Raw genomic sequence first — 19,207 nt, forward strand, 5'->3', positions numbered from 1 at the left:
AAGAGACGAGATTGAGGAACGCCCGTGTCATTCACCCAGGAAGAGATAGCCACTCAGCCGGAGTGCTGGCTGCGCGCGGCCGAGGCCACCGAGGGTGCCGGTGTCGGTGCCGTGCTGCCGTCACCGGGCGAGGAAGTCGCCGTGGTCGGCTGCGGAACCTCGTGGTTCATGGCCCGCTCCTATGCGGTCCTGCGCGAGGAAGCAGGGCACGGCCGCACCGACGCCTTCGCCGCATCGCAGTTCCCGTCCGGACGCCGCTACGACCGAATCGTCGCCCTCACCCGCTCGGGCACCACCACCGAGGTCATCGACCTGCTCACCGCCGCACAGGGGACCACTCCCACCACCGTGATCACCGCCGACGCGAGCACCCCGGCAGCGCGGGCCGCCGACCAGGTCCTGAGTCTGCCCTTCGCCGACGAACGTTCCGTGGTGCAGACCCGGTTCGCCACCACGGCCCTCGCCCTGTTCCGCGCGCACCTGGGTGAGGACCTGGTTCCCGTCGCAGAGGACGCCCGCCGCGCCCTCGCCGAGCCCCTCGATCCCCGCTGGGTCGGGGCCGAACAGTTCACCTTCCTCGGCACCCGCTGGACCGGCGGACTCGCCGACGAGGCCGCGCTGAAGATGCGTGAGGCGTCCGGTGCCTGGACGGAGAGCTACCTGGCGATGGAGTACCGTCACGGCCCCATCAGCATCGCCGCACCCGGCCGCGTCGTCTGGTTCCTGGGACCGCCGCCGGCGCGACTGCCCGAGGAGATCGCCCGCACGGGCGCGCTCCTGGTCGCTTCGGAGCGCGATCCCCTCGCCGAACTCGTCCTCGTCCAACGCGTGGCCGTCGCCCGCGCCGAGGCCGCCGGGCTCGACCCGGACCGGCCCCGCAACCTCACCCGCTCCGTCGTCCTCGCCTGAGCGGGGCGTGTGCGCCCGAGGGGCCCGCCTTCGCCTGACCGAAAGGAGCATCACCCCATGACCGGCAGCAGCCCTCCACCCGGCCACGTGGTCGCCGTCGACCTCGGCGGCACCGACATCAAGGCAGCCCTGGTGGCGAGCGACGGCAGCGTGACCCGCACCGAGCGCAGGGCGACCCACCGGGAGCGGGGACCACAAGCCGTCGTAGACACCGTGACCGACACGGCCGCCGCCCTCGCCGCCGAGAGCCGGGCCAGCACCGGACGGCCACCGCTCGCCGTCGGCGTGGCTGTCCCCGGCCTCGTCGACACCGCCCGCGGAGTGGCCCGCTACTCCGCCAACCTCGGCTGGCACGACCTGCCGCTGCGCGCCGTCCTCACCCAGCGCCTCGGCCTCCCCGTGGCCCTCGGACACGACGTGCGCGCGGGCGCACTCGCCGAAGGACACCTGGGCGCCGCCCAAGGGCACGACGACTTCCTCTTCGTCGCCCTCGGGACCGGGATCGCCGCCGCCCACGTCCGCAACGGACAGGTGTGGGAGGGGCACCGCGGCGCGGCGGGTGAACTCGGCCATCTCACGGTCCGGCGCGGCGGCGCGCACTGCGGCTGCGGACGGTCCGGCTGCCTGGAGACCCTGGCCTCGGCGTCCGCCGTCGCCCGCCGGTACACCCGGGCGATCGGCGCCGATGACCGGGAGGGCGCTCCGTCGGCGGCCGCCGTCACCGCGGAGGAGGTCTGTCGAAGGGCCGGCGCCGGCGAACCGACCGCCCGGAGGATCTGGGACAGCGCAGTGGCATCGCTGGCCGACGGTCTCGCCGCCTACACGGTGCTGTGCGACCCGGGAACGATCGTGATCGGCGGCGGACTGGCCCGCGCCGGGGCGGCCCTCATGGATCCGTTGCGTTCACGCCTGGCAGCCCGCCTCGCCTTCCACCGGCCGCCCGAACTGGTGGTCGCGGCACTGGGCTCCCAGGCCGGCTGCCGTGGGGCGGCGCTCCTCGCCCTCGACCTGGTCGACGGCGGCGGCCTTCCGGCCCACCCGGGAGAATCCGTGGTCTACGACCGTGACCCTCCGGCCCACCCGGGAGAATCCGTGGTCTACGACCGTGACCCTCCGGCCCACCCGGGAGAATCCGTGGAGGCGGGACCGTGATCACCACCGTCACACTCAACGCCGCCGTCGACGTGACCTACACGGTGGACCGCTTCCGCAGCGGCGGCAGCCACCGCCTCCCCGCCGCACACCGCCGGGCGGGCGGTAAGGGGATCAACGTGTCCCGGGTCCTGGCGGCGGCGGGTCACGACACCACCGTCACCGGACTCGTCGGCGGCCCGTCGGGAGACGCCGTTCGCCTGGAGCTGGCCGCCGCGGGCCTGCGCGACTCGCTCGTCACGATCGCCGGAACCACCCGGCAGACGGTCACCGTGGTCGAGCAGGCGGCCGGCGACGCCACCGTCCTCCTGGAACCCGGGCCCGAGGTGACTGCGGCGGAGTGGCGGGAGTTCCGCACTCACTACCGGCACCTGCTGACCACCTCGCGCGTGATGGTGCTCTCGGGCAGTCTCCCCGCGGGACTGCCCGACGAGACGTACGCCGAACTGGTCCTGCTGGCCCGCCGACACGACGTGCCCGTCGTCCTCGACTGCTGCGGACCGTCCTTGCTGGCAGCCGTGCCCGCCGGTCCCGCCCTCGTGAAGCCGAACGCCCTCGAACTGGCCGAGACGCTGGGCGGATCCGCCGACGTCCGAGCGGGCGCCGAGGAGCTACGGGCGGCCGGGGCCCGCTCCGTGGTCGTCTCTCTCGGCGCCGAAGGACTGCTCGCCGTGACCCTGGTGGGCGCGTGGTCCGCACGCCCACCGGAGCGCCTGAGCGGCAACCCGACGGGCGCCGGGGACGCCGCGGTCGCCGCGCTGAGCGCCGGACTGGCCCGGAACACGCCGTGGCCGGAGCGGCTCCGCCAGGCCGTCGCGCTGTCGGCGGCGGCGGTGAAGGCCCCGCTGGCCGGTGACTTCGACGCCCCGGCCTACCGGTCCCTGCTGTCAGGCACAACCGTCACGCCCGACGGCTGAGGACGAGCCCCTGCCGCCCGCCGCGCAGCACCTACGCCGGACCTCAACCCCCAACATCGCACCTGAGCAGAGCGATCGGCGGGCCGGACACGCTCGAACGGTCCGCCCCACCCCAGAAGGAGAACCCGCCCATGCCCCTCGTGGGAACCGGCCCGCTCGCCGACACGGCCGCCGCCGAACACCGCGGCCTCGGCGCCTTCAACGTCATCGACCTCGAACACATCACCGCGATCGTCACCGCCGCAGAACACGCCGAGACCCCCGTCGTCCTCCAGGTCAGCGAGAACACCGTCCGCCACCACGGCGCCCTGCGCCCCCTGGCGACCGCCGCCCTCAGCGCCGCCGAGGCCGCCCGGGTGGACGTCTCCGTACATCTGGACCACGCCACCTCGCCGGCCCTGGTCGAGGAGGCCGTCGCGCTGGGGGTGCCGTCCGTGATGTACGACGGCTCGGCACTGCCGTACGTGGAGAACGTCGCCGCCACGGCCGCGCTCGTGGAGCGCTGTCATCGGCGCGGGGTGTGGGTGGAGGCCGAACTCGGGGAGATCGGCGGCAAGGACGGCGTTCACGCGCCCGGCGCGCGCACCGACCCGGCCGAGGCGGCGGAGTTCGTCGCCGCCACCGGAGTGGACGCCCTCGCGGTCGCCGTCGGCACGTCGCACGCGATGCTCACCCGCGACGTGGTCCTCGACTTCGCGCTCATCCGCGAGTTGCGCGACACCGTGCCGGTACCGCTGGTCCTGCACGGCTCCTCCGGAGTCGCCGACGCCGCTCTCGCCGAAGCCGTGGCCCGCGGAATGACGAAGATCAACATTTCCACCCACCTGAACTCACTGTTCACCCGGGCGGTACGGGCCGACCTGGACGCTCACCCGGTCTCCGTGGACCCCCGCCGCTATCTGAGCGCGGGCCGCGCGGCCGTCACGGCCGAAACGGCGCGCCTGCTGCGGCTGATCGGCCGAGCACAGGAACCGGCCTGCCCGTAGCCGGCCCGGAAACAACCCCCGGCCCCCACCTGCCCCGCCAGCACCCCACCCAGCGGAGGAACCCCGTGCACGAGAACACAGCAACGTCCTTCGGCCGCCGCGGTTTCCTGACCGCGGCGGCGATCACCCTCGGTGCTCTGACCGGCGCCGTCCACCTGGGTCCGGGCGCCACGCCCGCCAGGGCCGACGACGCCCACGCCGTCCTGCGCGCCCTGTGGGCCGACATCGTCACCGGCGGGCCGATCGATCCCACCGACGCCGCCTACTCCACCGCCCTGACCAGTCTCTCCACCACCGCCACCGACCTGTGGAACTCCCTGTCCGCGGACGCCTCGGCGGGCTCCCTCTGGCCGGGCCTCACCCTCACCACCCCGGCGAACATGACCACCAGTCACAAGCGACTGGCGACCATGGCAACGGCGTACGCCACCCCCGGCACCACCGCCACCGACGGCAGCGGACGCACCCTCCACGGCAATGCCGCGCTCGGCACGGCGATCGTCACCGGCCTCGACTTCCTGCACACGCAGGTCTACAACGCCGATACCGCCGAGTCCGGCAACTGGTGGGAGTGGGAGATCGGTTCGCCCGTCGCCCTGACGAACACAGCCGTCCTGGTGTACCCCCTGCTGTCGTCGACGCAGCTCGCCGACCACCTCGCCGCGATCGACCACTTCGTCCCCGACCCGACCCTCAACAGATACGGCACCGCCCGGACGACCTCCACCGGAGCCAACCGCGTCGACCTCTGCCAGGTCGTCGCCGTGCGCGGCATCCTCGGCGGCGACAGCGAGCGCCTCGCCACGGCCGTGTCCGCCCTCTCCGACGTCTTCCCGTACGTCACCTCGGGCGACGGCCTCTACGCCGACGGCTCGTTCGTCCAGCACACCTACATCCCCTACACCGGCACCTACGGCATGGTCATGCTGCGGGGCCTCGCCGCTCTCTTCCAACTCCTCGACAGCTCGGACTGGCCGATCACCGACGCATCGGCCGCCAACGTGTACACCTCGGTCGACAGCGCCTTCCGGCCGTGGATGTGGAACGGGCTGTGCATGGACGCCGTACGCGGCAGAGCCGTCAGCCGCGCAGCCGAGACCGACTTCTACGACGGCAACCTCGTCATCCAGTCCGTGCTGCGCACCGCCGAATCCGCCCCGACCACCGCGCAGGCCGACCGCTTCAGGAGCCTGGCGAAGGGCTGGATCACCCGCGGCGAGGCGTACGCGCCCTTCGCCAGCACCGCGACCGTCGCCGGCCTCGCCCTGGCGCGGCCGATACTCGACGACTCCTCGCTTCCCGCCGCCGAAGAGGCCGCCGGGCACGTCCAGTTCCCCTCCATGGACCGGGCCGTGCACCGCGGCGAGGGCTGGGCGTACGCCCTCGCCATGTCCTCCGCCCGCGTCGCCCGCTACGAGTCGATCAACGGCGAGAACCTGCACGGCTGGCACACCGGCGACGGCATGGGCTACCTCTACCTCGCCTCCGACCCGGGGCACTACACCGACGGGTACTGGCCCACCGTCGACCCGTACCGGCTGCCCGGCACCACCGTCGACACCCTCACGCTGGCCGACGCGGCCGGTACCGGGACCCGGTCCGCCGCCACCTGGGTCGGCGGAGCGAGCCTGCCGGACGGATACGGCTGCGCGGGCATGGACTTCCGGCAGCACGGTTCCACGCTGACCGCCAGGAAGTCCTGGATCTTCCTTGACGACGCTGTCGTCTGTCTCGGCGCGGGCATCGGCGGAGGAAGCGGGGCTGAGGTGGTGACGACCGTGGAGAACCGCAACCTCCACGAGGACGGCGGCAACGCACTCACCGTGGACGGCACGACTCAGCCGGCAGCCCCGGGCTGGACGAGCACGCTCGACGTGACGTCCTGGGCCCACCTGGAGGACGTGGGCGGCTACCTGTTTCCCGGCGGAGCCACCCTCCAGGCGGCCCGTACGAGCCGTACCGGTGCCTGGAGCGACATCAACACCCTCTCCGGGCCCACCGACCCACTCACCCGCCAGTACGTCTCCCTGTGCCTGTCGCACGGAACCGCACCCTCGTCGGCCTCCTACGCCTACGTTCTGCTGCCCGGCTTCAGCCAGGCCCGCACCGCGGCCCGCGCCGCCGCACCCACGGTGACCGTGCTGGCCAACACCGCGTCCGTCCAGGCGGTCCGGGACAGCGCGAGCGGCGTGATCGCCGCGAACTTCTTCGCCGCGGGTTCCGCCGGGGGCATCACGGTCTCGGCACCCTGTTCCGTCATCACCCGGCAGACGGGCGGCCGGCTGACGATCGCCGTCTCGGACCCCTCCCGGACGGCGTCCGCGGTCACCGTCCAACTCGTGCTGGGCGGCACCCTGGTGAGCGCGGACGACGCGGTCACCGTCACCGGCTCCGCACCCCGGCTGACCCTGCTCGTCGACCTGTCCGGCGCGGCCGGCGCGAGCCGCGCGGCCACCTTCACCATCACGTCGGCGACGCTGACCCCGGTGGCGGACGCCTACGTCCGGGACGGCTCCTACGCGGCGACCAACTACGGCGGCGCCACCACCCTGGTCGTCAAGAACGCGAGCGGCACCGGATACACCAGGCAGTCGTATCTGACCTTCGACACCTCGCCGGTCTTCGGCACGGTCGACGCCGCCACGCTCTCGGCGTACGGCTATGTCTCGGACAGTGGCGGCGACACCACGACCGTCGCCGCCTGCGGAGTCTCCGACCCGACCTGGGCGGAGTCCGCGCTGACCTGGGACACGAAACCCGCGCTGGGCCCTGTCCTGTCGTCCGCCGTGGCCACCACAACCAAGAGCCCGCTCCAGTTCGACGTGACCGCCCAGGTCGCCCCGGCCGTCGGCGACCGCGTGTCGCTGGCCCTCGCCGAGGAGGCCCCAGGCCTCGCCGTCATCCTCAACTCCCGCGAGAACACGACGAACCCGCCCACGCTGTCGCTCACCCTGGCCGGCTGAACCCCGAGCCGGACTTCATCCGTCGGGGCGGTACGTGTCCACGCAGTGACACGGGTCGCCCCCGATGACGCGGTGCGCGCCCCATGCGTGAGACGGTGGCACGGTGAAGGCACCTCACGAGGAGTCGGTCCTCTCCCGTGCCGCGCGCATCCTGGAGGCGTTCACTCAGGACGAGCCGGCCCTGACCGTCTCCGAGATCGCGCGCCGCACCGGTCTGCACGTGGCCACGGCCTCCCGGCTCGTCGGTGAACTGGTCGCGCACGGTTTCCTGGCCAGGGACGACGATCGCCGGGTCCGGATCGGTGTCCGGCTGTGGGAACTCGCGGTACGGGCCTCGCCCACGCTGTCCCTGCGGGAGACCGCCATGCCGTTCATGGAGGGCGTGCACGACGTCGTGGGCCACCACGTGCAACTGGGTGTCCTCGACGGCGACGAGGTCCTCTTCCTCGAACGCCTCTCGGCACCGAACGCGGTGATCAACTACACCCGGATCGCGGGGCGTCTGCCCCTGTACGCCTCCTCCAGCGGCCTGGTGCTGCTGGCCCACGGTCCGGCGGACCTCAAGGAGCGGCTGCTGGCCGGCCCGCTCACCGCCTACACACCGGCGACCCCGGCCACGCCCGGCCGGTTGCGCGCGACCTTGGCCGAGGTCCGACAGCGCGGCTATGCCTACTGCCCGGGTTACGTCCATCCGGAGGCCCTGGGAGTGGCGGCTCCCGTGCGCGGCTCCGACGGAACGGTGGTGGCGGCCCTGTCGGTCATCGTCCCCAACGACGGGGCAGCGCAGTCGGTCGTCCCCGTCGTGCGTATGGCCGCCCGAGGTGTCTCCCGTGCCCTGGGCGCGCCCAACGGGCGGGAGGACACCGGGGTGTGACGGGCATGTGACAGCGACGCGAACTTCGCCTCTCACTGAGTGAGAATGCCGTCGCGCTGTGACGGCGGCCACGCGCATCCTTCCTGCATTCCACCGACGGGAGGCGACAACGTGGTCGTACACAACCTGCTCCACGCGATTCCCCGCCCCACTCCCACCCTCTCCTTGCGGGTCCGCGCGAAGGACGTCGTCGCGGACGGCGTCGTGTCCCTCACCCTCGACCACCCAGACGGGGCGCGGCTGCCGGACTGGACGCCCGGCGCGCACATCGATCTCACGCTGCCGAACGGCTCGACCCGCCAGTACTCCCTGTGCGGCGACCGATGGGATCCGTACACCTACCGCATCGCCGTCCTGCGCGAGCCGGCCGGGCGCGGAGGATCGGCATATGTCCACGACAGGCTGACGCCCGGAGACCCGGTGAGTGTCGGCGGGACGCACAACCACTTCCCTCTGGTGCCGGCCGACCGCTACCTGTTCATCGCCGGCGGCATCGGCGTCACCCCGCTCCTGCCGATGATCCGGCAGGCCGAACTGATCGATGCCGCATGGCAGTTGCTCTACGGCGGCCGTAGCCGCGCCTCCATGGCGTTCCACGCCGACCTCACGAGCGCCTACGGCGACCGCGTGCACGTCCGTCCGCAGGACGAGTGCGGCCTGCTGGACCTGGCCGCCTGGCTGGGCGAGCCGCTGCCCGGGACCAAGGTGTACTGCTGCGGACCGGCCCCGCTGCTGGCCGCCGTGGACACGGCATGCGCCCACTGGCCCGCGCACAGTCTGCGTACCGAACGGTTCACCGCCCCCGACTCGTCCGAGCCCGTGCGCCGGACGCCGTTCGAGGTGGAACTGCGCCGTACCGGACGTACGGTGACCGTCTCGCCGGACGTCTCCGTGCTGCACGCGGTCCGCCGGGCCGGTGCCGAGGTGCTGTCCTCCTGCGAACAGGGGACCTGCGGCACCTGCCTCGTCCCGGTGCTGGAGGGAATCCCCGATCACCGCGACGCGGTACTGGCCGCCCACGAACGCGCGGCGGGCGACTGCATGCTGCCCTGCGTCTCCCGCTCGCACTCCGACCGCCTGGTCCTCGACCTCTGAGGGCTCCCAGCCCGCCACCGACCGCGCCGGGCGTCCGTCGGCCCACCGGCCACGCCTGCCGCCTTCCTGCCCCAGCCGCATCTCGTGGAGCCGCCATGACCGATACAGCTGCCCCCTCCGCGTCGTTGCCGACCAGCGACGCCGACCCGTTCGCCACCGAGCACCTGGCACACCCCGAAGCACTCCACCGGCGCCTGCGCGCAGCCGGCCCCGTCGTTCACCTGACCCGCTACGACGTACACGCTCTGACCCGCTACCAGGACGTCCACGCCGCTCTCGTCGACTGGCAGACCTTCCAGTCCGGAGCCGGGGTGGGGCTGGCCAACTTCCGCCACGAGAAGCCCTGGCGGCCACCGAGCCTGCTGCTGGAGGCCGACCCGCCCCACCACGACGCCCCGCGTCGCGTGCTGCGCGAAATCCTCACCCCGCTCGCCCTGCGCCACCTGCGCGAGAGGTGGCAGACGGCCGCCGAGGAACTCGTGGACACGGCACTGACCGAGCACGGGACGGAATTCGACGCCTTCGCGGTGCTGGCGGCGGCGTTCCCCCTGCGTGTCTTCCCCGCGGCCGTCGGCCTCGGCCCGCACGGACTGGAGAACCTGCTGCCGTACGGCAACATGGCCTTCAACGCCTTCGGTCCGCGCAACGCCCTCGTCGAAGCCGACGCGCACCGGGTCGGGGAACTGTCGGCCTGGGTGAACGCCCAGTGCGCTCGCGAGGCGCTGAGCGAGGACGGCTTCGGTGCCCGGATCTGGGCCGCCGCCGACCGCGGCGACCTCACCCACGCCCAGGCGCCGCTCGTGGTGCGCTCACTGCTCACCGCCGGCGTCGACACCACCGTGCACGGACTGGCCGCCGCCCTGTACGCCTTCGCCACGCATCCGCAGGAGTGGCAGCGGCTGCGGGCGCGTCCGGAGCTGGCGCGGGTCGCGTTCGACGAGGCGGTCCGCTGGCAGTCCCCGGTGCAGACGTTCTTCCGCACCGCCACCACCGCCGTCGACATCGCCGGTACCCCCGTCCCCGAGGGCGGCAAGATCCTCATGTTCCTCGGCGCCGCCAACGGCGACCCGGAACGCTGGGCGGACCCCGACCGCTTCGACCTCACCCGTGATCCCTCCGGCCACGTCGGCTTCGGCATGGGCATCCATCAGTGCGTCGGCCAGCACGTCGCCCGACTGGAAGCCGAAGCCCTGCTCACCGCCCTCGCCCGCCGCGTCGCACACCTGGAACTCGCCGGCGAGCCACGACGGCACCTCAACAACACCCTGCGCTCCTGGGCGTCCCTGCCCGTCCGTCTCCGACTGAGCTGACGGTCGGCAACCCGCACCTGTCCCACCGCCCCCGCAGCATCCCACCACCGAAAGGACCTGCTCCCATGCCCCAGCACGTACGCGGTGTCGTCGCCCGCGCCAAGGGCGACGCCGTACGCGTGGAGACGATCGTCGTACCCGACCCCGGACCGGGAGAGGCGGTGGTGAAGGTCCTCGCTTGCGGCGTCTGCCACACCGACCTGCACTACCGCGACGGCGGCATCAACGACGACTTCCCCTTCCTCCTCGGTCACGAGGCCGCAGGCATCGTCGAGCAGGTCGGCCCCGACGTGACCGACGTGGCCCCGGGAGACTTCGTCGTCCTCAACTGGCGCGCGGTGTGCGGTCGCTGCCGGGCCTGTCGGCGAGGGCGCCCGCAGTACTGCTTCGACACCCACAACGCACGGCAGAAGATGACGCTCGGCGACGGCACCGAGCTGTCGCCCGCCCTCGGTATCGGCGCCTTCGCGGAGAAGACCCTGGTCGCTGCCGGGCAGTGCACCAAGGTCGATCAGACGGCCTCCCCGGCCGTCGCCGGGCTGCTCGGCTGCGGCGTGATGGCGGGCATCGGTGCGGCGATCAACACGGGGGCGGTCGGAAGAGGCGACACCGTGGCCGTCATCGGCTGCGGCGGCGTCGGTGCGGCAGCCGTGCTCGGAGCGCGGCTGGCCGGCGCGGCGCGGATCATCGCCGTCGACATCGACGACCGCAAACTGACCACTGCCACCGCCCTGGGCGCCACCCACACGGTCAACTCCCGCTCCGTCGAACCGGTCGAGGCCATCCGAGACCTGACCGACGGCTTCGGCGCTGACGTGGTGATCGACGCCGTCGGCCGCCCGGAGACCTACCGGCAGGCGTTCTACGCCCGCGACCTCGCCGGCACCGTCGTCCTGGTGGGTGTGCCCACGCCGGAGATGAAGCTGGAACTGCCCCTGCTGGACGTCTTCGGGCGGGGCGGGGCGCTGAAGTCCTCCTGGTACGGGGACTGCCTGCCCTCCCGCGACTTCCCCATGCTCATCGGCCTCCACCTCCAGGGCCGCCTGGACCTCGATGCCTTCGTCAGTGAGACGATCGCCCTGGACGAGGTGGAGGACGCCTTCGCCCGTATGCACAAGGGAGATGTCCTGCGCTCGGTGGTGATCCTTTGACGGGCACAGACACCGGCGTACGCGTCGAACGGCTCGTCACCTCGGGCTTGTTCGCCCTCGACGGAGGTACTTGGGACGTCGACAACAACGTCTGGGTCGTCGGCGACGATCACGAGGCGGTCGTCATCGACCCCGCCCACGACGCGGAGGCCATCGCGGAGACCGTCGGCGAGCGCCGCTTGACCGCCATCGTGTGCACCCACGCCCACAACGACCACGTCAACGCGGCTCCGGCGCTCGCCGAGGCCACCGGCGCGCCGATCCTGCTCCACCTCGACGACCGGCTGCTGTGGAAGCAGACCCACCCGGACCGCGATCCGGACGGCTTCCTCTCCGACCACCAGAGCGTCGAGGTCGCCGGCACCCGGCTGCGCGTGCTGCACACACCCGGGCACACCCCGGGAGCCATCTGCCTGCACCTGCCGGATCTCGGCACCGTCTTCACCGGCGACACGCTGTTCGCCGGAGGACCGGGAGCCACCGGGCGGTCGTACTCGCACTTCCCCACGATCATCCGCTCGATCCGCGACCGCCTGCTCGTGCTGCCACCCACCACTGTGGTGAGGACCGGACACGGTGCGGACACCACCATCGGCGACGAGGCACCGCACCTCGCGACGTGGATCGCGCGGGGCTATTGAGCCGCACGGTCCACCGCGACGAACGGCCCCCTGCCGCTGCACCAGGCACTGGCAGGGGGCCGTCTCGGCGAGACCGATGTCGCCGTCAGCACAGCGCCGAGGCGCTGCTCACGCGCACCTCGGCGTCGGTCCGGGCGGCGATCTCCTCGACGGTGACGCCGGGTGCCGTCTCGACCAGGGCGAGGCCGTCGCCGGTGACGTCCAGGACGCCGAGGTCGGTGATGACGCGGTGGACGCACCGCTCGCCCGTGAGGGGAAGGGAGCACTCCTTGAGGATCTTCGGGGCGCCGTCCTTCGCGGTGTGCTCCATGAGGACGATGACCCTGCGGGCGCCGTGGACCAGGTCCATCGCGCCGCCCATGCCCTTGACCATCCTGCCGGGGATCATCCAGTTGGCGAGGTCGCCGCGGGCCGAGACCTGCATGGCGCCCAGCACGGCGGTGTCGATGTGGCCGCCGCGGATCATGCCGAAGGACAGCGCGGAGTCGAAGAAGGAGGCGCCCGGCAGCACGGTGACGGTCTCCTTGCCGGCGTTGATGAGGTCGGGGTCGGCCTCGTCGTCGTGCGGGTAGGGACCGGTGCCGAGGATGCCGTTCTCGGAGTGCAGGACGACGTGCACCCCATGCGGGAGGTGGCCGGGGATGAGGGTGGGCAGTCCGATGCCGAGGTTGACGTAGGTGCCGTCGGTGAGTTCGGCGGCGGCGCGGGCCGCCATCTGGTCGCGGGTCCAGGCCATCAGGAACGTACCGTCCTCTTCTCGATCTGCTTGTCGGCGGCCTGGGCTGCCGACAGTTCCACCACGCGCTGCACGTAGACACCCGGGAGGTGGACCTTGTCCGGGCTCAACTCGCCCGGTTCCAGCAGCTCTTCGACCTCCGCGACGGTGATCCGTCCGGCGGTCGCCGCGAGCGGGTTGAAGTTCGCCGCCGCCTTGCGGAAGACGAGGTTGCCGTGGCGGTCGCCGCGCCAGGCCCGTACGAGGGCGTAGTCGGTGGTGATGCCGTGCTCCAGGATGTGGGGTCGGCCGTGGAAGTCGCGGGTCTCCTTCGCCGGGGAGGCGACGGCGGTCGAGCCGTCGGCGGCGTAGCGCCAGGGCAGGCCGCCGGTGGCGACCTGGGTGCCCACGCCGGCCGGGGTGTAGAAGGCGGGGATGCCCGCGCCGCCGGCCCGCAGCCGCTCGGCGAGCGTGCCCTGCGGGACCAGTTCCACCTCCAGTTCGCCGGAGAGGTACTGGCGGGCGAACTCCTTGTTCTCACCGACGTAGGAGCCGGTGACGCGGGTGATACGGGCGTCGGCGAGGAGCACGCCCAGGCCGCGCCCGTCCACACCGCAGTTGTTGGACACGACGGACAGACCCGTGGCCCCTTGCTCGTGCAGAGCCCGGATCAGGACCTCGGGTACTCCACTGAGGCCGAAGCCGCCGACGGCCAGTGAGGCGCCGTCCGGGATGTCGGCGACCGCCTCCGCAGCGCTCGCGCTGACCTTGTTCACTTTCAGGGGACCTTTCAGCCGGGGAGTACGGAGGACCAGCCGCCGTCGACGACGAGGTTGGCGGCGGTGATGTAGGAGGCCTCCTCGGAGGCGAGGAAGACGGCCGCGTTGACGACCTCGTCGGGGGCACCGACGCGGCCGAGCGGGATGTGCCGGGCGATCCCGCGCATCGGGTGGTCCTCGGCGAGGAGGTCGCCGCGGGTGCCCTCGGTGTCGATCATTCCGGGACTGACGCAGTTGGCCCGGATCCCGTACGGGGCACCCTCGGCGGCGAGTTGGCGGGTCAGTGCGATCACCGCGCCCTTGGAGGCGGAGTGCGCGGTGCGGGCGTTGGTGACGGAGCCGGTCAGGCCGGCCGTGGAGCCGACCGTGATGATGTTGCCCCGGCTGCGGACCAGGTGGGGCCAGGCGGCGCGGGCCGAGAGCCACACCGAGTCCAGCTCGGCCCGCATCGTGAACGCGAAGTCCTCGTAGGGCTGTTCGTCCACCGCGCCGAAGCGGACCGCACCGGCGTTGGCGTAGAGGATGTCGATGCCGCCGAAGGCGTCGGCCGCCTCGGACACCCAATGGCGTACGGATGTCTCGTCGGTCGCGTCCAGCGGGCCGGGCACGAGTGCCGTGCCGCCGGCCTCGGCGATCAACTGCTGCGTCCTGAGCGCCTCTTCGTGCAGGAGGTCGCCGCCGACGACGAGGGCGCCCTCGGCCGCGAAGCGCAGCGCCGCCGCCCTGCCCTGGCCGCGGCCGGTGCCCGAGATCAGGGCCACCTTTCCTTCCAGCCGCTTCATTCCGCCTCCTCCGGGGGCCGCACGGCGCGGGCGATGGACATCACGCCTCCGTGCGCGGTCAGGCCGCCGTCGACCGGGATCTCGGCGCCGGTGATGAACGACGCGTCGTCGGACAGGAGGAACACGACCAGGGGGGCCACCTCGTCGACGGTTCCGGTGCGTCCGAGGGGGGTCTCCAGGATGTTCGCCTCGCGGAAGGCCGGGGCTGCGGAGGCGGTCATCTCGGTCTCGATGAAGCCGGGGTGCAGGGCGTTGACCCGGATGCCGCGCGGACCGAGTTCGGTGGCCGCCGTCCTGGTCAGGCCGCGCAGGGCCCACTTGCTGGTGGTGTAGGCGACCGGGTAGTGGGCGGTGAGCGCGGCGGTGGAGCCGACGTTGACGACGGAGGCGCCGGGCGGCATGAGCGGGGTGAGGTGCTGGATGCCGAGCAGGGGGCCGGTGACGTTGACGGCGTGGACGCGTGCCATGTCCTCGGGGCGTACCTCGTCGACGCGTGCGCGCCAGGTGATGCCGGCGTTGTTGACCAGGCCGTGCACCTGCCCGTACGCGTCGCGCAGTTCGGCGGCGAGTTCCCGCCAGTCCTGCTCGCTGGTGACATCCAGCCGGCGGCAGCCCGGGGCCTCGGTGACATCGGTGGCGATGACCCGGGCGCCCTCCCGGGTGAGCGCCTCGGCCTCGGCGGCGCCCTGGCCGCGGGCCGCTCCGGTCACGACGACGACCTTGCCCAGCAGCCGCTTGGGATGCAGGTCGCTCACGGCCGCTCCCGCGATCGGCGCCGTCCGGTGGGCAGGGGTACGGGGTCGGGGCCGGGCACGACGGTGTTGGAGACGGTGCCGATGCCTTCCACGGTGAGGGTGACGGTGTCGCCGGGCTTCAGCGGCGGCGGGGTCCGTTCGCCGCGTACGCCCCACAGTTCCGCGAGGCAGCCGCCGTTGCCGCAGGTGCCGGAGCCCAGGACGTCACCGGGGCGGACCACGGTGCCGCGGGAGGCGTAGGCGACCATCTCCTCGAAGGTCCAGCTCATGTTGGACAGCAGGTCCTTGCCGACCGTCTCGCCGTTGACCTCGGCCGTGAGGGCGAGCCGCAGGAAGCCGTCGGTGTCGCGGTACGGCTCCAGTTCGTCGGCGGTGACCAGGCACGGGCCGAGGGTGGTGGCGGTGTCCTTGCCCTTGCAGGGACCGAGGCCGACCTTCATCTCGGCGGACTGGAGGTCGCGGGCGGACCAGTCGTTGAAGACGGTGTAGCCGATGATGTGCTCGCGCGCCCGCTCGGGAGTGAGGTCGCGGCCCTCCTTGCCGATGACGGCGGCGACTTCGAGCTCGAAGTCGAGGACGGCCGAGCCCGGGGCCATGGGGATGTCGTCGTGCGGGCCGTACACGGCGTGCGGGTTGGCGAAGTAGAAGGTGGGGGCCGCGTACCACTGCTCGGGCACGCCCGAGACGCCGTCGACGGACCGGCGTACGCCCTCGACGTGTTCCTCGAAGGTGACGAAGTCCCGGACGGACGTGGGCCGGAGCGGGGGCAGCAGCCGGACCTCGGAGAGGTGCGGGCCGGGCGGCACGTCGTACGACGCGGCTCCCGCGTCGAGCAGCGCGGGCAGCGAACCGGTGGAGCCGATGAGTTCGGTCAGCGAGCGGACTCCGGGCAGGGGGAACAGGACACCCTCGCCGTCCACGACGGCGACGCGGTGCTTGTGCTGGTGTTCGTAGGCGACGAAACGCATCAGTGGGCTCCAGGCGGGGGGAGGAGACCGGGGGCACGGGGTGGAGCGTCAGGGCAGTTGACAGGGCCGCCGCGCCCCCGGAGTGGGGAGACGGTCAGACGGGCGGGGCGACGAACACGCCGCGGTCGACGTCGTTGAAGGACTCCTTCGCGACCAGTTCGTTCATCGCGTTGGCGGTGCCCCACTGGTCGGTGACCTCGGGCTGGGAGAAGTCGTAGACGTGCGGGTGCCAGGTGTCCTCGTCGAGGCACTCCAACTCGGTGGTGTACTCGACGGTGTTGCCGTGCGGGTCGAGGAAGTAGGTGAAGGTGTTGTCACCGGCCAGGTGCCGTCCGGGACCCCACACCTTCTTGAACCCGGCGCGGATGACACGGCCCGAGCCGCGCATGTACTCGTCGATGCCGCGCATCTCGAAGGAGATGTGGTGCAGGGAGGTGTGCGGGCCCTTCGCGAGCGCCATGGAGTGGTGCTGGCTGCTGATCCGCATGAAGTGCATGACCTCGCCCATGTGCGGCGAGCTGAGCGTGTCGGAGAGCGCGAAGCCGAGGTGGGTCTCGTACCAGGCGCGAGTGCGGTCCAGGTCGGGGGAGTTGAGGACGACGTGGGACAGCTTGACCGGGATCGACTCCTTCTCCTCGATCTTGCGGTGCCGGCGTACCTCGACGTCGGCGGAGACCTCGATGGTGCGGCCGTCGACGTCGAAGAAGCGGAAGCCGTAGCCGCCGCCGGGGGTGTCCACCTTGCCCGGCTGGGACAGCAACCGCACTCCGCCCGCCAGGAGTCGCTCGGCGAGGGTGTCGACGTCGGCGGGGGAGGCGGCGCCGTAGGAGACGAGGTCGAGGCGCTTCTCCTCGGCCTTGCGCAGCCGGACCACGTACTGCTCCGGGCTGCCCTCGGCGGCGAGGAAGGAGATCCCGGAGTCCTCGGCGACCTTCGTCAGGCCCCAGACACCGGCGTAGAAGTCGAGCTGCTTGTCGTAGTCGGGCACGGCGAGGTCGACGTGCCGCAGGTGGGTGAGCAGGCGCATGGCGGGTTCAGTCCTTCCGGAGGAGGGCGGCGGCGTTGCCGCCTCGTACGGCGTGGAAGTCGGAGTCGGGCAGTCGCGCGGCGCGCAGCGCGCCGACGGGGTCCTCGGTGCCCATGTCGAAGGGGAAGTCGGAGCCGAGCAGGACGCGGTCGGAGCCGGCCGCCCGGATCAACTCCTTCAGGACGTGCGGGTCGTGGACCAGGGAGTCGAAGTACAGGCGCTTGAGGTAGCTGCTGGGCAGGTGCGCGCAGCCGGCGCCCGCGTCGGGCCGGGCGGACCAGGCGTGGTCGGAACGGCCGATGTGGGTCGGCAGGTAGCCGCCGCCGTGCGCGGCGATCACCTTCAGCCCCGGATGCCGGTCGAGGACGCCGGAGAAGATGAGGTGGGAGAGGGCGACGGCGTTCTCGGTGGGCTGTCCGACGGTGTTGGACAGGTACCACTGGTCGAGGCGCTCGTCGAGGGTGCAGCCGAAGGGGTGCAGGAAGACGATCGCGCCGGTTTCCTCGGCCCGCGTCCAGAAGGGCTCGTAGGCCGGGTCGGACAGTTCGCGCCCGGGGGCGTGGGAGGAGATCTCCACGCCCAACAGGCCCTGCGTGAGGGCGTCGTCGAGCGCCTTGACCATGAGACCGGGGTGCTGGAGCGGGACCAGGCCCAGTCCGCGCAGGCGGTCGGGGGCGGCCGCGCAGTGCGCGGCCGTGGCCTCGTTCGCGAGCCGGCAGACCCTTTCCGCGGTCGGTTCGTCGGCCCAGTAGTGGTAGTGCGACGGGGAAGGGCTGACCAGCTGTACGTCCACACCCTGGGCGTCCATCGCCGCGAGGCGTACGGTCACGTCGGTGAGCCGGGGGAACCGCTCGCGGACCATGGGCCCGCTGACGGCGAGGGCGGCGGGACCGTTGCGCCGGGCGTCCAGCGCGCGTGCCTCGGCGAGACCCGGCCGGCCCTCGACCAGCGCTTCGACCTCGGGGAGCAGGATGTGGGCGTGCACGTCCACGGTGGGGGCGACCGCCCCGGGCTGCGGGGTGGTCACGGCAGCTCCCGGAGCATGGTCATGGTGCGCGCCATCAGGCCCGGCACGTCGGCGTCCCGCACCCCGTCCAGCTGCCACTGGCCGATCTGCACGGAGGCATCCACCACCGGGCGGACCCGCGTGATCCGTCGCTCGTAGTACGCCTGGAGCAGTGCCTCGTCCCAGGGGTCGGAAGCGGTGAGCATCTGGGCGAGGACCCAGGCGTCCTCCATGGACAGCGCGGCGCCCTGGGCGAGGGTGGGCGGACAGCAGTGGGCGGCGTCGCCGACGAGGACGACTCGGCCGCGGTGCCAGGAGCCCTCGACGAGCATCCGGTCGAACCAGGTGTAGTTGACCTTCGCCGGGTCGGTGATGTGCGCGGTGATCTCGGGCCAGAATCCGCCGTAGTGGCGGGTGAGGCGGCTCATCTCGTCCGCGTAGGACTCCGGGGGGATGGAGGCGCGGTCGCGGTTGGCCTCCACGGCGTACGCGTACAGGGTGTTCTCGCTGGTGGGGCAGTAGCCGGCGATGTAGGCGGGCCCGCCGTAGGCGAGGTCGGTGCGGGTGACGTCCGTGGGGCGGGGTGCCTCGATGCGCCAGATGGCCATGCCGGTCGGTTCGGGCTTGTCGGTGACACCGATCGCGGCCCGGGTGGCGGAGCCGAGTCCGTCCGCGGCGATCACCAGGTCGTAGCGGTGCTCGGAGCCGTCGGAGAGGCGGACCGAGACGCCGTCGTCGTCCTGGCCGAGGAGGTCGGCTGTGCTGCCGAGGCGGACGGTCGCGCCACTGGCGCGCACGGCCTCGATGAGGATCTGCTGGAGGCGGGGGCGCTGCATGCCGACGGTGGCGGGCAGGTCGTCGCCACCGGTGCGCAGGTCGTTCTGGACGTGCAGGACGGTGCCGTCGGGTGCGGTGATGCCGACCGAGCCGAAGCCGTAGCCGGACGCCTGCACCTGTTCCCACACGCCGAGTTCGCGCAGGACGCGCAGGGCGTTGCCCTGGAGGGTGATACCGGAACCGGCGGTGGCGTTCCAGTCCTGCTTGGCCTCGACGAGGTCGACCGCGATACCGGCGCGGCGCAGCAGGATGGTGACGGCATTGCCCGCGGCGCCGCCGCCGACGACGAGGACCCTTCGGTCTGCGCTGAGGGGACTCATGGGGAACTCCTTTGTTCCTC

General features: G+C 72.3%; 18 protein-coding genes. 10 read left to right on the forward strand and 8 right to left on the reverse strand.

Annotated features, from left to right (window positions below):
• Positions 1 to 24 precede the first annotated feature (24 nt).
• The 10 genes from AB0E07_RS10160 (at position 25) to AB0E07_RS10205 (ending at position 11,998) form a co-directional block, all read left to right on the forward strand.
• Entirely contained in the window at positions 25 to 909 is an 885-nt protein-coding gene (locus AB0E07_RS10160; RefSeq protein WP_362248166.1) for a sugar isomerase, read from the forward strand.
• A 57-nt stretch (positions 910 to 966) separates the two neighbouring features.
• Complete coding sequence (locus AB0E07_RS10165; protein WP_362248168.1) at positions 967 to 2,061, forward strand: ROK family protein; 1,095 nt, start codon at positions 967 to 969, stop codon at positions 2,059 to 2,061.
• Positions 2,058 to 2,978, forward strand: coding sequence for a 1-phosphofructokinase family hexose kinase (locus AB0E07_RS10170; protein WP_362248170.1), 921 nt, complete (start codon positions 2,058 to 2,060; stop codon positions 2,976 to 2,978). The genes AB0E07_RS10165 and AB0E07_RS10170 overlap by 4 nt, the downstream gene beginning before the upstream one ends.
• A 131-nt stretch (positions 2,979 to 3,109) precedes the next feature.
• Positions 3,110 to 3,964 (forward strand): class II fructose-bisphosphate aldolase, encoded by an 855-nt coding sequence (locus AB0E07_RS10175; protein WP_362248172.1) that lies wholly within the window; start codon positions 3,110 to 3,112, stop codon positions 3,962 to 3,964.
• 65 nt (positions 3,965 to 4,029) lie between these two features.
• Complete coding sequence (locus AB0E07_RS10180; RefSeq protein ID WP_362248174.1) at positions 4,030 to 6,927, forward strand: polysaccharide lyase family 8 super-sandwich domain-containing protein; 2,898 nt, start codon at positions 4,030 to 4,032, stop codon at positions 6,925 to 6,927.
• A 103-nt stretch (positions 6,928 to 7,030) separates the two neighbouring features.
• The gene (locus tag AB0E07_RS10185) at positions 7,031 to 7,801 is read left to right on the forward strand and encodes an IclR family transcriptional regulator (RefSeq protein WP_362248176.1); all 771 of its coding nucleotides are present in this window, start codon (positions 7,031 to 7,033) and stop codon (positions 7,799 to 7,801) included.
• Between the two features lie 138 nt (positions 7,802 to 7,939).
• Complete coding sequence (locus tag AB0E07_RS10190) at positions 7,940 to 8,896, forward strand: PDR/VanB family oxidoreductase (RefSeq protein ID WP_362248323.1); 957 nt, start codon at positions 7,940 to 7,942, stop codon at positions 8,894 to 8,896.
• Between the two features lie 95 nt (positions 8,897 to 8,991).
• Positions 8,992 to 10,206, forward strand: coding sequence for a cytochrome P450 (locus tag AB0E07_RS10195; protein WP_362248178.1), 1,215 nt, complete (start codon positions 8,992 to 8,994; stop codon positions 10,204 to 10,206).
• A 65-nt stretch (positions 10,207 to 10,271) separates the two neighbouring features.
• On the forward strand, positions 10,272 to 11,357 hold the full coding sequence (locus tag AB0E07_RS10200) for an S-(hydroxymethyl)mycothiol dehydrogenase (protein WP_362248180.1): 1,086 nt from the start codon (positions 10,272 to 10,274) through the stop codon (positions 11,355 to 11,357).
• Complete coding sequence (locus AB0E07_RS10205; protein ID WP_362248182.1) at positions 11,354 to 11,998, forward strand: MBL fold metallo-hydrolase; 645 nt, start codon at positions 11,354 to 11,356, stop codon at positions 11,996 to 11,998. Before AB0E07_RS10200 ends, AB0E07_RS10205 begins: the two co-directional genes overlap by 4 nt.
• 85 nt (positions 11,999 to 12,083) lie before the next feature.
• On the opposite strand, the gene AB0E07_RS10210 is transcribed toward AB0E07_RS10205, so the two are convergent.
• From AB0E07_RS10210 to AB0E07_RS10245, 8 genes are all read right to left on the reverse strand, one after another.
• The gene (locus AB0E07_RS10210) at positions 12,084 to 12,734 is read right to left on the reverse strand and encodes a CoA transferase subunit B (protein WP_362248184.1); all 651 of its coding nucleotides are present in this window, start codon (positions 12,732 to 12,734) and stop codon (positions 12,084 to 12,086) included.
• Positions 12,734 to 13,489, reverse strand: coding sequence for a CoA transferase subunit A (locus tag AB0E07_RS10215; protein ID WP_362248186.1), 756 nt, complete (start codon positions 13,487 to 13,489; stop codon positions 12,734 to 12,736). Before AB0E07_RS10215 ends, AB0E07_RS10210 begins: the two co-directional genes overlap by 1 nt.
• A 14-nt stretch (positions 13,490 to 13,503) precedes the next feature.
• Complete coding sequence (locus tag AB0E07_RS10220) at positions 13,504 to 14,274, reverse strand: SDR family NAD(P)-dependent oxidoreductase (protein WP_362248188.1); 771 nt, start codon at positions 14,272 to 14,274, stop codon at positions 13,504 to 13,506.
• Complete coding sequence (locus tag AB0E07_RS10225; RefSeq protein WP_362248190.1) at positions 14,271 to 15,029, reverse strand: SDR family oxidoreductase; 759 nt, start codon at positions 15,027 to 15,029, stop codon at positions 14,271 to 14,273. The genes AB0E07_RS10220 and AB0E07_RS10225 overlap by 4 nt, the downstream gene beginning before the upstream one ends.
• Positions 15,026 to 15,997: a fumarylacetoacetate hydrolase family protein gene (locus AB0E07_RS10230; RefSeq protein ID WP_362248192.1), complete on the reverse strand. Its 972-nt coding sequence runs from the start codon at positions 15,995 to 15,997 to the stop codon at positions 15,026 to 15,028. Before AB0E07_RS10230 ends, AB0E07_RS10225 begins: the two co-directional genes overlap by 4 nt.
• Positions 15,998 to 16,091: 94 nt before the next feature.
• Complete coding sequence (locus AB0E07_RS10235; RefSeq protein ID WP_362248194.1) at positions 16,092 to 17,024, reverse strand: VOC family protein; 933 nt, start codon at positions 17,022 to 17,024, stop codon at positions 16,092 to 16,094.
• Positions 17,025 to 17,031: 7 nt separating this feature from the next.
• Positions 17,032 to 18,051 carry an amidohydrolase family protein gene (locus AB0E07_RS10240; protein WP_362248196.1) on the reverse strand — a complete coding sequence of 340 codons (1,020 nt, stop codon included), beginning with the start codon at positions 18,049 to 18,051 and terminating at the stop codon, positions 17,032 to 17,034.
• Positions 18,048 to 19,187, reverse strand: coding sequence for an FAD-dependent oxidoreductase (locus AB0E07_RS10245; protein WP_362248198.1), 1,140 nt, complete (start codon positions 19,185 to 19,187; stop codon positions 18,048 to 18,050). The genes AB0E07_RS10240 and AB0E07_RS10245 overlap by 4 nt, the downstream gene beginning before the upstream one ends.
• Positions 19,188 to 19,207 lie beyond the last annotated feature (20 nt).

This window comes from Streptomyces sp. NPDC048002, assembly GCF_040653275.1.
In the GTDB taxonomy this organism is placed as follows: domain Bacteria; phylum Actinomycetota; class Actinomycetes; order Streptomycetales; family Streptomycetaceae; genus Streptomyces.

Coding starts and splice junctions, on each gene's coding strand:
- AB0E07_RS10165 (WP_362248168.1), top strand. CDS start 967: ATGACCGGCAGCAGCCCTCCACCCGGCCACGTGGTCGCCGTCGACCTC.
- AB0E07_RS10175 (WP_362248172.1), top strand. CDS start 3,110: ATGCCCCTCGTGGGAACCGGCCCGCTCGCCGACACGGCCGCCGCCGAA.
- AB0E07_RS10195 (WP_362248178.1), top strand. CDS start 8,992: ATGACCGATACAGCTGCCCCCTCCGCGTCGTTGCCGACCAGCGACGCC.
- AB0E07_RS10200 (WP_362248180.1), top strand. CDS start 10,272: ATGCCCCAGCACGTACGCGGTGTCGTCGCCCGCGCCAAGGGCGACGCC.
- AB0E07_RS10210 (WP_362248184.1), bottom strand. CDS start 12,734: ATGGCCTGGACCCGCGACCAGATGGCGGCCCGCGCCGCCGCCGAACTC.
- AB0E07_RS10220 (WP_362248188.1), bottom strand. CDS start 14,274: ATGAAGCGGCTGGAAGGAAAGGTGGCCCTGATCTCGGGCACCGGCCGC.
- AB0E07_RS10230 (WP_362248192.1), bottom strand. CDS start 15,997: ATGCGTTTCGTCGCCTACGAACACCAGCACAAGCACCGCGTCGCCGTC.
- AB0E07_RS10235 (WP_362248194.1), bottom strand. CDS start 17,024: ATGCGCCTGCTCACCCACCTGCGGCACGTCGACCTCGCCGTGCCCGAC.
- AB0E07_RS10245 (WP_362248198.1), bottom strand. CDS start 19,187: ATGAGTCCCCTCAGCGCAGACCGAAGGGTCCTCGTCGTCGGCGGCGGC.